Source organism: Mixta sp. Marseille-Q2659, from assembly GCF_940807255.1.
Lineage (GTDB): Bacteria > Pseudomonadota > Gammaproteobacteria > Enterobacterales > Enterobacteriaceae > Mixta.
This window is the reverse complement of sequence record NZ_CALNWY010000005.1, coordinates 139,507-151,289: the sequence shown is the minus strand read 5'-3', so window position 1 is coordinate 151,289 and position 11,783 is coordinate 139,507. Positions and strand designations below refer to the sequence as shown.

The 11,783-nt window shown below is 54.1% G+C and carries 9 protein-coding genes and 1 pseudogene; 5 read left to right on the top strand and 5 right to left on the bottom strand.

From position 1 onward, the window contains the following. Positions 1–7: 7 nt before the first annotated feature. Both P3C52_RS05920 and mdcA read right to left on the bottom strand, forming a co-directional pair. Complete coding sequence (locus P3C52_RS05920; RefSeq protein WP_275554249.1) at positions 8–868, bottom strand: triphosphoribosyl-dephospho-CoA synthase; 861 nt, start codon at positions 866–868, stop codon at positions 8–10. Further along, complete coding sequence (gene mdcA, locus P3C52_RS05915) at positions 868–2,523, bottom strand: malonate decarboxylase subunit alpha (protein ID WP_275554248.1); 1,656 nt, start codon at positions 2,521–2,523, stop codon at positions 868–870. The genes P3C52_RS05920 and mdcA overlap by 1 nt, the downstream gene beginning before the upstream one ends. A gap of 846 nt (positions 2,524–3,369) precedes the next feature. On the opposite strand from mdcA, the gene P3C52_RS05910 reads away from it, so the two are divergent. Further along, positions 3,370–3,990, top strand: coding sequence for a response regulator transcription factor (locus P3C52_RS05910; protein WP_275554247.1), 621 nt, complete (start codon positions 3,370–3,372; stop codon positions 3,988–3,990). Between the two features lie 99 nt (positions 3,991–4,089). On the opposite strand, the gene P3C52_RS05905 is transcribed toward P3C52_RS05910, so the two are convergent. Further along, positions 4,090–4,695 carry a hypothetical protein gene (locus tag P3C52_RS05905; protein ID WP_275554246.1) on the bottom strand — a complete coding sequence of 202 codons (606 nt, stop codon included), beginning with the start codon at positions 4,693–4,695 and terminating at the stop codon, positions 4,090–4,092. A gap of 367 nt (positions 4,696–5,062) precedes the next feature. Here P3C52_RS05905 and P3C52_RS05900 point away from each other — a divergent pair, with 367 nt between their 5' ends. Further along, a complete protein-coding gene (locus P3C52_RS05900) occupies positions 5,063–5,545 on the top strand; it encodes a YlaC family protein (protein ID WP_275554245.1) in 483 nt (160 codons plus the stop codon). A 51-nt stretch (positions 5,546–5,596) separates the two neighbouring features. Here the strand turns inward: P3C52_RS05900 and P3C52_RS05895 are convergent, their stop codons facing one another. Then, positions 5,597–7,006: a PLP-dependent aminotransferase family protein gene (locus P3C52_RS05895; protein ID WP_275554244.1), complete on the bottom strand. Its 1,410-nt coding sequence runs from the start codon at positions 7,004–7,006 to the stop codon at positions 5,597–5,599. 149 nt (positions 7,007–7,155) lie between these two features. Beyond that, positions 7,156–9,228: pseudogene (locus P3C52_RS05890) on the bottom strand (EAL domain-containing protein). Between the two features lie 704 nt (positions 9,229–9,932). Between P3C52_RS05890 and P3C52_RS05885 the strand changes: the two are divergent. From P3C52_RS05885 to P3C52_RS05875, 3 genes are all read left to right on the top strand, one after another. After that, positions 9,933–10,502 carry a spore coat protein U domain-containing protein gene (locus tag P3C52_RS05885; protein ID WP_275554243.1) on the top strand — a complete coding sequence of 190 codons (570 nt, stop codon included), beginning with the start codon at positions 9,933–9,935 and terminating at the stop codon, positions 10,500–10,502. Positions 10,503–10,571: 69 nt separating this feature from the next. Next, positions 10,572–11,054, top strand: coding sequence for a spore coat U domain-containing protein (locus tag P3C52_RS05880; protein ID WP_275554303.1), 483 nt, complete (start codon positions 10,572–10,574; stop codon positions 11,052–11,054). A 20-nt stretch (positions 11,055–11,074) separates the two neighbouring features. Continuing rightward, the gene (locus tag P3C52_RS05875; protein WP_275554242.1) at positions 11,075–11,782 is read left to right on the top strand and encodes a molecular chaperone; all 708 of its coding nucleotides are present in this window, start codon (positions 11,075–11,077) and stop codon (positions 11,780–11,782) included. Position 11,783: the final 1 nt, after the last annotated feature.

The following is an 11,783-nucleotide window of genomic DNA, read 5'->3' as shown; positions in this document are numbered from 1 at the left end:
AACATCCTCAATCTGTAGGTAAGCAAATACCATCGAGAAACAGCGTGGCCGCCAGCAGATCCGCTGCGCCGCCCGGCGAAGCGTTCATTTGCAGCATGTCGGCATCAAGACGGGCCAGCGCCTGACGACCTTCCGGCGTACCGCAGCCGCCAGCCGTCAGCACCTGCAACGCCCCCTGCTGCATCGCCTGCAGGCCGGGCAGTCCGGCGCGCGACAGCACGCAGGTATCGCTCAGCGAGGTCATAATCGCCATCAGCGCATCAATACGCGCTTCTGCTTCGGTCGCGCCTGCGGCGCGGCTGCGATGCAGCTGCGGCAAGGCCAGCCGGGCAATATGCGGGAACGCCTGCTGCGCCTCTTCGCGCGCGCCGGGAACCCGATAACGCTGCGTAGCACGTAGCCCTTTGCTGAAGCTGCGCGGCGCCCGATCGTCCGGCAAATTCGCCAGCGCAGCGGCGCTGTGACAAATGGCCTGCGCCGTCGCGCGGCCGCCCAACATCGCAACGCCGCTGACCAGCAATCCCAGCGCCCAGATGGCGCCACGGTGGGTATTAACGCCCTGCGTGGCGGCCATCATCTGCGCTTCGCCAGTGCGCCCCAGCTCGCCAACCTGCTGACGCAGGGCGATATCCGCCGGGCGCAGCCAGCTGTGCAAGGCCAGCGCGTAGAAAGTGGGCTGCAGGCTGTAAGCGGATCGCTCCATCAACGCCAGGGTTAAATCCTGATGCGCCCCGCTGCCGCGTCCGTCGACCAGACCGGGTTTCGGCGTTAAGCGCGCTTCGTCGATCAGCGCTGCGGTGGCACGTTCCGCCAGCCGTAAGGCCAGCGTTTCGGCCTGCTGCGGTGAACGTTGCGGTTGGATCATCATTACCAGCTCCGGAATTTAGCCGGTGGGTTGTAGAGGCCGCCGGACCATTCCACCAGATCCGCCACGCTGCCTGCGGCCAGTAATGAACGGCTGGCTTCGCTGCGGCGAATGCCGAGATCTTCCGGCCAGGCGACTTTGCCTTCCTGACGCAGTTTCGCTACGCGCTGGGCATCGACGCCGAGGCCGATGTCGGTAATACCGGCAACCGCCGCAACCATTGCACGACGCTCTTCCATCGATTCAGCGCGATAGAGGTAAGCAATACCCTCTTCGGTCAACACGTGGGTGACGTCATCGCCATAGATCATGACCGGTGCCAGCGGCATGCCTGAGGCTTTCGCCACGTCAACGGCATCCAGTTTTTCCACAAAGGTCGGCTTGCCGCCCGCCTGGAAGGTTTCTACCATCTGCACCACCAGTTTTCGGCCACGCACCATCGGATCGGGCTTGTCGATCATTGCCAGCCAGGCAGGCGTGGCGTGACGACGGCCATGCGGATCGTGACCCATATTCGGCGCGCCGCCGAAGCCGGAGAGACGGCCACGGGTGACGGTGGAGGAGTTGGCGTAACCGTCAACCTGCAGCGTCGAGCCGATAAACATATCGACCGCGTACTGGCCTGCCAGCTGACAGAAGGCGCGGTTGGAGCGCATCGAGCCATCCGATCCGGTAAAGAAGATGTCCGGGCGCGCGGCGATGTAGTTTTCCATCCCCAGTTCGCTACCAAAGCTGTGAATGCTTTCCACCCAGCCGCTTTCAATGGCCGGAATCAGCGTAGGATGCGGGTTCAGCGTCCAGTGCTTACAGATTTTGCCTTTCAGCCCCAGCTTCTCGCCGTAGGTCGGCAGCAGCAGTTCAATAGCGGCGGTGTTAAAGCCGATGCCGTGATTCAGTGACTGCACCTGGTGTTCGGCATAGATCCCTTTGATGGCCATCATCGCCATCAGGACATGTTCCTGTTTAATCAGACGCGGATCGCGGGTGAACAGCGGCTCAATAAAGAACGGCTGGTCGGCGACCACGACATAGTCAATCCATGAGCCGGGAATATCGACGCGCGGCAGATCGCTGACATCATCGACCAGCTCATTCACCTGGGCGATTACGATGCCGTTGCGGAAGGCGGCGGCCTCGATCAGCGCAGGCGTATCTTCAGTGCTGGGGCCAGTGTAAAGGTTACCCTGGCGGTCAGCCTTAAAGCCCGCGACCAGCGCCACATTCGGCACCAGATCCACATAGAGACGGGCATAGAGTTCGATGTAAGTATGAATGGCGCCGATTTCTAACTGACCATCTTCCAGCAGTTGCGAAATACGCAGGCTTTGCGTGCCGGAGAAAGAGAAGTCGAGCTTGCGGGCGATGCCCTTTTCAAAAATATCCAGATGCTCGCTGCGGCTGACGCTTGGCATGATCATATGCAGATCGTGAACTTTTTGCGGGTTCACTTCGGCCAGCATACGCGATAAGAAATCGGCCTGTTTTTGGTTATTCCCTTCCAGAACCACGCGGTCGCCGGGGGCGATCAGTTTTTCCAGAACGGCGGGTAAATCATGGGTGGGCAGAACTTTACCTGGGATCGCGAGTGATGCGATGCGTCGCTGTTTTTCAGTGCGACGCGTATCCCAGACGCGACCTGACGCTGCTTCAGGCAACATAGCTAACCTCCTGACTCGTTAGTGACTTAACTAAAATCGACAGGGAAAGTTTCTGCCTGATACGTGTGAGCATCAATTAAGGCGGGCGTTAAAACGTTAGCCTAAGAGTAATGGAATTCCGCAGGGAGTGGTGTAGCCTGAAAGAGGTATGTCTAATTTAACCCTTTATAAAGTCGGGTTTTTCGTCTATTTTGCTAATAAATAAAGATTTATTTTCATAAGAACGCGCCTGATGCCGGTTATTGCCTGCCCGCGCAGGCTGATGTAATCGTTACGCTTAACGGCGACTGGCTCACAAAAAAGGCACAAGCAGCCGTCTATTTTTCTGCTTCCCTCTCCTTTAGTTCAGGCGTTCTGCGAAAGCGCACGCGGCGAGAACATTGATTAATTTTTTTACTGACTCATCTAAAATTTATTGTCTCTTACTTTATTATTTTTAAATTCATTTCTTGCAAAGAATAAGGCTGTTATTTATTTAAACTCTTTCTATTTCGCTAAATAAACTCCATTTTTTGTTAAATATCCCTTTTAACATCCTTCCTCCTTTCCCATTTATCAGGTTTGATTAAAAATTGACGAAAAGGCGAAAATAGCAGGACTGCCCCATTTTGATCTGGCAGGATTTTATTAAAACACAATGTAAAAAAGCTTATCAGAAAAATATTGGAGGGAGATCGCATTTGTAATGCATAAGTAAATATATGCTATAAGCGCATAAGCATTACTGCGGAATTAGAGACAATTCTTACATTGATTTATTTGGTGAGCAGATAAAATGCTTCGCACACTAAAGTAAAACAAGCTTTTAATAAATATTTCAACTGTAAATTTTATTCAGGATTTAATATGATTAATACCGTATTTATTGTTGATGACCATCCCTTTATCTGTTCCGGCATCAAAGCCTACTTACGCGCTAACGGCTATACGATTGCCGGCATTGCGGAAGATGGCGTGTCGGTAATCGCCGATGTCGGCCTGCACCGCCCCGATGTGGTTATTATGGATCTTAATATTCCCGGCAGAGACGGTATGCAGGTGATTGAAAGCCTGAAACGTATTAACGCCCAGCAGAAAATTATTGTCCTGACTGCCTCCGAAAGCGAATTTCATATGCAGCGCTGCCTGCTGTTGGGCGTTGACGGCTATCTGTATAAGAGTCATGATATTTCACAGCTGCTGCAGGCGATTAACAGTATCGATAAAGGGATTAAGTTCTATCCCAACACCCATAATTTAGAAAGCAAAAACGTACACCCGGAAAGTGAAAAACTGATGTCCCTCTCGCCGCGCGAGCTAATGGTTCTCAGGAAGCTCGCCGCCGGTTATTCAAATAAAGAAATCGCCGTTCAGCTCTCTCTCAGTAATAAAACCATCAGCACCTATAAAATTAAAATATTACGTAAACTGGGAATTAAAAGCGTGGTTGATATCAACGAAGTCGCTAAAAGAAATTACCTAATCTAATCTATTTGCCAGCTCACCATTTTGTTAAGCAGGTATAATTGTTACAGATTTACGCGTTTAACCGAGTGGGCAGTCGATTACGCCGCCCCGCCCATTGTTTTAATTATGATGAGAAAGCTGTTGAACAACAGGATGCCAGAAATCAGTTACCGCACCTTCGCCGCCGGTTAACGGATCGAACTGCGGTAACGGCACCCGTTTAATCGACGCTATCGCTCTCTCCATCTGGTTTTTATCGTCACGCAGCGTATCGGGTTCCATACCGGCCGGATAGGCGCCAACGGTAAAGAAATCCTCGCTGGCCGCGATTTGTTGATGTCCTACGCCAGCCGGAATTAACACGGCATCGCCGGTCCGCAGCGTTACCATTCGCCCACTTTCCCCGCCAAACAAAATCTCCGCCCAGCCTGCGCCTACGCCCAGCAGTTCGTGACAGTTTGAATGGTAATGTGTGTAAGGGAAAACCGGCGAGCGCCAGCGCGGCGTCCAGCCATGTTCGGCAAAACGCTGTTCGAACCAGGCCGCAATATCTTCGACCTCATCCGGCACCGCACGCGGATAGATAATCAGCGGCAGCGGATTGTTAGGAATACCGTTAGAAGGCGTAGCCAGCATCAGGTGCTGCGGGTTGTTAGATGTTCCTGAAAACAGCGTGCCCGCTGCAAAGGACATCATAGCCATAAGACTGCACGAATAGGGAAACATACCGCGTCTCCAGTTAGCCGCAATGTTGATTGATTGTGGCAAAAGTTAACAACTTTGCAATAGTAAGAATGCCTTCTCGCTCACATAAATCTTTAATTTTCAACACTTAACCCAAATTTTTGCGGCAAAGCGCAATTTTCCGATGGCGTGGGGAGGCGGCTGGCCTTACTCTGTGCCTTCACAGCGGCGCGCCGGTTAGCGTTGCCCTCGCCGGGTTGCGCTATACTCCGTATGTTACATCTCCGCCATTTCGTTATCTTCTCGTGAACAACTGTTATAGTTTTTTTACTAAAATCTGTTTCTGTCATCCTTGCTGTACTCATGGTTTAATTTCGCTCTCGTTGGCTTCAATGACCGAGGTAAAACAATGGATGCCATCAAACAAATCTTGCAGCGCGAAATCGATACGCTGAACCGTGAAGAGTTACGCGATAACAAACCGCGCTTTAGCTTTAATTTTCTTAAGACGCATCCCGGCCTGTGGCTGACGATGTACGTCTGCTATGGCCTGTGCGTTGCGCTGATTTTTACCACCGATTATTTGGGCTGGCCTGCTTTTTGGGGCGCAACCGCGTTTGTGCTGTTGATGAGCTTTTTGATGCTGCTCGACATTAATCCTAAATATCGTTTTGAAGATATCGATACGCTGGATTTGCGCGTTTGCTATAACGGCGAGTGGTATTACGTGCGGACGCTTTCTGAAACGGCGGTTAACGACATTCTTAATCATCCCTCCACGCCTGAACACGTTAAGGCCGGCATTCGGAAGCTGCTGTCGTTAAAAGGTGAAGTGGATTTTTACGATGTTTACCATCTGACCTGGGGCAACAAACCTGCCGCAGCCGTTTAAGCGATTGCCCGACGGCAGATCCTGTCGGGCGATACGATTTCCTTTCCTCAGCTACATCATGGCGGCAATCAGCCCGCCCAGAATGGCCACCGCCGCCTCTTGCGCATCGTCCCACGGCCAGGAAGTATTAAAGCGAAAGTAGTTTTCATACTGCTGTCCCGATGAAAACATGCTGCCCGGCGCGATACTGATATTATGCTCCAGCGCCCGATAATAGAGCTGGGTCGCATTCACCTGGCGCGGCAGTTCAATCCACAGAAAATAGCCGCCGCGCGAATCATTAATTTTTGCGCCGTAAGGCAGATGACGTTTCAGCGACTGGCGGGCGAGGTTTTTGCGCTGCTCCAGTACCTGACGCAGCTTGCGCAAATGGCTGTCATAGCTGCGCGTGCCGAGATAGTTCGCCAGCGCCAGCTGCATCGGCGCGCTGGTGGAAAGCGTACTCATCAGCTGCAGGCGCTGAATACGCAGCGCATGTTGCCCTGCCGCTACCCAGCCGACACGAAATCCCGCCACCAGATTTTTAGAGAAGGATGAGCAGTGCAGTACGCTGCCCTGCCGATCGAAGGCTTTTGCCGGTAACGGCTTGTCAGCGCCGAACCAGAGTTCGCTGTAAACATCATCCTCAATCAGCGCTACCTGATGCGCCGCCAGCATGTTCACCAGCGCCTTCTTTTTTTCACGGCTCAGCGTAAAGCCCACCGGATTTTGCTGATTAGTCATCAGCCAGCAGGCTTTTACCGGCCAGCGTCTCAGCGCCTGTTCCAGCTCGTCCAAATCCATGCCGTGCTGTGGATCGGTGGCGATGGCGACGGCTTTCAGCTTGAGCCGTTCAATGGCCTGCAGCGCGCCGTAGAAAGTAGGGTTTTCCACCACCACCCAGTCGCCCGGTTCGGTAACCGCCTGCAAACTCAGGCTCAGCGCCTCCATCGCGCCGTTGGTGATCACAATCTCATCCGGCGAAACGGTAATGCCCTGCTGAGCATAGCGACGCGCCAGGGTTTTGCGCAGTGCCTCGTTGCCCGGCGGCAGATTATTGATGGCATCGCCCGGCGTCAGGCTGTGAGAGACGTTATTGAGCGCGCGCATCAGCTGCCGCTGCGGGAAAAGTTCGGGATCGGGAAAGGCGGAGCCGAACGGGATAATCAGCGGATCGCGGCAGGCCTGCAACACATCAAAAATAAAGGCGTTAATATCGACAGCTTCCGCCAGCTGCACCTTTTGGTGGCTTACCGGCTGGCTAAGGAACTCGGCGCGTGGCGCTACGTAATAGCCAGACTGCGGACGAGAAACGATGGTGCCCTGGCTTTCCAGCACCTGATAGGCGTGCATCACCGTCATCAGACTAAGGCCGCTCAGGCTGACCTGATCGCGCAGCGAAGGAAGTTTTTCGCCCGGCTGCCAGACTTCGGCATCAATTTGCGCCTGGATTTGCTCCACCAGCTGAAGATACTTCGCCATAAACTGTTACAGCTCTCAGGAGATTAACTGGCAGCTATTATAGTTTTTCTGTTGGAGAGCGGATACCGCAGCCGCGCTTTTTATTCACGCGATACGGTCAGCCAGGCGGACTCGGCGCCTGGCAAGAAAGCTCTCCGCTTCGTAAGTCATCAAACCTGCGGCGAGGATTCGTTTTGCCGAACGAACTCTTTTAGTTCGTGGATGCGATCCGGCGGAATCGGTTTCCCCAGCAGATAACCCTGCAGGCTGTTACAGCCGAGATTGGTCAGGAAGGTTTGCTGTCGGTAGTCTCCACGCCTTCAGCGACCACTTTCAGATTAAGCGACTGCGCCAGCGCCACAATGGCGGAAACAATGGTCGCATCGCCGCTGTTTTCGCTCAGCTCATTGACGAAAGCGCGATCGATTTTCAGCTCGCTGGCGGGCAGGCGCTTCAGATAGAGCAGGCTGGAATAGCCGGTGCCGAAGTCATCGATGGAGGCGCGCACGCCAAGGTCGGTCAACGCGGTGAGGATACGCACGCTTTCATCGGGATTGCGCATCGCCGTCGTTTCCGTCACTTCCAGCGTTAACATCTCCGGCGGGATCTGATGTTTTTCCAACGCCGTCACCACCGTATCAACCAGGCTGCTCTGCTCGAACTGCAGCGCCGGCAGGTTTACCGCCACTGACCAGTTTTTATGGCCTTCTTCGCGCCAGCAGTGTAACTGACGACAGGCTTCATTAATCACCCAGTTACCGACGCTGATAATCAGGCCGCTTTTCTCCGCCAGCGGCAGGAAAATATCCGGCGACAGCAGGCCGCGCTGCGGATGCTGCCAGCGCAGCAGCGCTTCAAAGCCGACAATCGGCCCGCTTGGCGCGGTGTACTTCGGCTGGTAGAACAGCCGCAGCTCGTCGCGCTCCAGCGCCAGCCATAAATCATTAATCAGCTGGAGTTGGCGTTGCGCAATGGTGTTCATCGACGGCTGGAAGAAGTTGTAGCCGTTGCGCCCGTTGTTTTTGGTGTGATACATGGCGGCATCGGCATTAAACATCAGCTCGCGCTCATCCACGCCGTCGCCGGGGTAGACCGCAATGCCGATGCTGATGGAAACCATCAGTTCATAGCGTGAAATAAGAAAAGGTTTCTCAATAAGCTTAACCAGCGCGTCGGCGATGGTCGCCGCATCATTGGGATCGTCAATTTCAGTAAGCAGGACAAACTCATCGCCGCCGAGTCGCGCCAGCGTATAGTGGCCGGAGATGCTCTCCGTCATGCGCTCGGTTACCGCCACCAGCAGGCTGTCGCCAATATGATGACCAAAGGCGTCATTGACCGCCTTAAAACCGTCGAGATCCATAAACATCAGGGCAAAGCGCGAGTTTTCCCGCGTCGCTTTGTTGATGGCCTGATCGAGACGATCTTCCAGCAGAATACGGTTAGGCAACCGCGTCAGATTATCCTGTAAGGCGAGCTGCGCCAGTTCGCGGTTGGCTTCGGCCAGCGACGAGGCGAGCATGGAAGTACGCGCCTGTAAACGTGCATCCAGCATCGAAACCAGCAGCGTAATCCCCAGAATGGAGAGCGAAACCACCGCCACCAGGATTGCCAGCCAGTCGCTGTTAACGCCGTTGTGCATAACGTGGCCGGAGGCGGGAAAACTGGCGGCGGCCATGCCGGTATAGTGCATCCCGGCAATGGCGAAGCCCATAACGATTGCGGCGCCTGCGCGCAACAGCGCAAGACGGCCCGGCCCTTTACGCAGCCGGAAAGCCAGCCACAGCGCCGTGCCGGACGCGAGCAGCGCAATGACGATCGATAAAAACACCCAGCGCCAGTCCCAGACAATACCCGGTTTAAACATCAGCGCCGCCATGCCGGTATAGTGCATCGCCACGACGCCGCTGCCTAACACCAGCGCGCCGTAGCTTAGCCGCGGCCAGCGCAGATCGCCATAACAGACGATCCATAATGCAAAGATGGAAGCGGCGACAGCGATCACCATCGACAGTACCGTCAGCGATCCGCTATAGCTCATCATCATCGGCATATTCATCGCCAGCATGCCGATAAAGTGCATCGCCCAGATGCCGATTCCCATCGCAAAACCGCCGCCGAACAGCCGCCTTGCCCGTGCTGGTAGCTACGCGGCCAGCCATATCAAGCGCGGTATACGAGGCCAGAAAAGCCACGATAATCGAGACGATCACCATAACCGTATCGTAAGAGGTTACCAACATAGAGATTCCCGCGAATAAGCGCCCGCCAACGGACACTGAAATTGAAAAAGAAACAGCGCAAGAGATAAACGGCCTGCAATGGTTAAATTATCGGCAGATTGCAGCCAATGCTTATCACCATCTTCATGAATAAAAGAGATTGCCGGGACCAATGAAATTGTCCTAAAGAAAAGATCAGGTTGCACCCTACACCACACTATTCATAAGTTTTATTTTCGTTTAATCAACAGCAAAAGGCCGCTGATTTCTTCTTGCCATGCCATACTTCGTTTATTACCCTGCGGGAACAAAGGTTATATAACAGCTTATTTTTTTAAGTTGCAGGGCCAACGCAATTTATAAAAAGCGAATTTTCTTAGATAGCGAAAAGAAAATAACATTGATAGTCATTTTCGGATAGATGTTACAGAAAGAGATCGTCAGTTTGTCACCCGAAAGCGCTTCGTCAGGCTTATGCTGCGGATTATGGCGGTAGCCTCAGGATGGTTAGCTATTTTTTTAACTTTCCGTTTACCGCTTTGCTGGAGGTTGATATATAGTAAAAGAAGCTAATATAGTGGTATTAAAATGATATCCGGCTTTTTTTTCGGACGATGAACCACTTTTTTTCATTTTTCCTTGTTTTTGTTGCTTTTAGGCTCGGCTCTTTACTGAACACCAGGTGATAAGGTCAATTATGCTATCGCTATCAGTAAGGAAAATTTATGAAACTGAAGTTATTGCTGGTTGTAGCCGGTTGCACGCTGCCGCTTATTACAACCTCTACTTTGGCTGCCACCACTACCGGCACAATCAACGCGACGCTGACGCTTACTACCGGCTGTCTGGTTAACGGTCAGCCCGGCACCAGCGGCGTTAACTTTGGTACCTTAGACTTCGGCAGCAGCGCCGCTACCTTCGATACGCTGAACGCCACACTGGTCGGCGCGGCGGGCACCGGTATCTATGTGCGCTGCACCACCGGCCAAACCTATAACGTGCAGGTGACCAGCAGTAACGCCGCGCCCGCAACGGTTTACGGCGAAGTCACCGGCCAGCCGCGCTATTTGTTGCTCGGCGCCGATAATACCCAAGGTATCTCCTACACCCTTTACAGCGATGCCGGCTTCTCGAACGCCATCGCCAATAATACCAGTATTCCCGCAACCGGCACCGCGAACCCTACGCTTGGCGATAACTACCAGATATTCGGACGCATTACCGGCGGCGGCTTTAACGCCACCATTCCGGCGGGAACCTATACCGATACCATCAGCGTTGCCGTGAATTACTGAGGTCATCGCTGAGGAATTAAGGTGCCGAGGAAATGGCGGCGCGCAGCGGGCTGGCATGGCCCGCTCGGCCTGATAACGCTTATTGCCAGCTATAACGCCCAGGCGTTGCCAACGCAGACCTTTCAGGTCAGTGCGGCAATTGTGGCGGGCTGCGTGATTTCCGGCAGCAATACCGGCGTTTTCGGCGCGCTGAACTTTGGCACACGCTCCGGCGTGCAAACTGCCGCCATCAGCGCCAGCTTTGTGCAAAGCAGCACCGTTAATATCGCCTGTACGCCCGGCACCGCGCTGTCGATGAGCATTAACGGCGGCAGCAACTACACCACTACGCGCAACCTGAAGCTGACGAATTTTAGCAATACGCTGGCCTATCGCCTGTTTACCAACGCCAGCTTTAGCGCCGCCAGCGAAATTCCTGTGAATCAGAACGTAGCCCTGAGCTACAGCAATGCCAATAACATTACGTTGCCGATTTACGGCCTTTTACAGCTCAGCGGCGTCCAGCGCGCCGGGAGCTACAGCGATACGCTGACGGTGACGCTGAGCTGGTAAAGAGATAACAAGGATTGAGTATGACTCTTCTGCGCGCGCTTATAACGGCTTTCCTGACGCTGCTCGTCCCGCTGGCCGACGCGGCCAATTCCGTGATGATCTGGCCTATCGATCCGAAAATAATCAGCGAAGATAAAGCCAGCGAGCTGTGGCTGGAAAACCGCGGCAGCGCCACCACGCTGATGCAGGTGCGCATTTTCGCCTGGCAGCAACAGGAAGGACGCGAGCAGTACCAAACCCAGCAGCAGGTGGTTGCCAGCCCGCCGCTGTTGCGCATTGAGCCGGGGCAAAAACAGCTGGTGCGCCTGATAAAAATGACGCCGCCGCCTGCAGGACAGGAAGCGGCTTATCGCGTGGTACTGGATGAGATCCCAACGCCGCAGCAGCCGGGAGAAAACCAGGCAGGGCTGCGTTTTCAGATGCGTTATTCCGTTCCGCTGTTCGTGTACGGCAGCGGACTGGCGCCGGACAGTTCACGGCCGCAGCTAAGCTGGAGGACGGTCAATGAAGGCGGACAGCGGTGGCTGGAAATTAATAATCACGGCGCAATTCATGCGCGCATCAGCAAAGCGTCGCTTAACGGGCGCTCGCTGGCGGACGGGCTTTACGGTTATGTACTGGCGAACAGCCGCCATCGCTGGCCATTGACGTTTGCCGTCTCCGACGGCGCGCAGCTAAGCGCTGAGGTTAATAATAGCGCCTGGCGCAGCGCCAGCAGTGCCCGCTAGT

Coding starts and splice junctions, on each gene's coding strand:
- mdcA (WP_275554248.1), bottom strand. CDS start 2,523: ATGTTGCCTGAAGCAGCGTCAGGTCGCGTCTGGGATACGCGTCGCACT.
- P3C52_RS05895 (WP_275554244.1), bottom strand. CDS start 7,006: ATGGCGAAGTATCTTCAGCTGGTGGAGCAAATCCAGGCGCAAATTGAT.
- P3C52_RS05885 (WP_275554243.1), top strand. CDS start 9,933: ATGAAACTGAAGTTATTGCTGGTTGTAGCCGGTTGCACGCTGCCGCTT.
- P3C52_RS05905 (WP_275554246.1), bottom strand. CDS start 4,695: ATGTTTCCCTATTCGTGCAGTCTTATGGCTATGATGTCCTTTGCAGCG.
- P3C52_RS05875 (WP_275554242.1), top strand. CDS start 11,075: ATGACTCTTCTGCGCGCGCTTATAACGGCTTTCCTGACGCTGCTCGTC.
- P3C52_RS05910 (WP_275554247.1), top strand. CDS start 3,370: ATGATTAATACCGTATTTATTGTTGATGACCATCCCTTTATCTGTTCC.
- P3C52_RS05920 (WP_275554249.1), bottom strand. CDS start 868: ATGATGATCCAACCGCAACGTTCACCGCAGCAGGCCGAAACGCTGGCC.
- P3C52_RS05900 (WP_275554245.1), top strand. CDS start 5,063: ATGGATGCCATCAAACAAATCTTGCAGCGCGAAATCGATACGCTGAAC.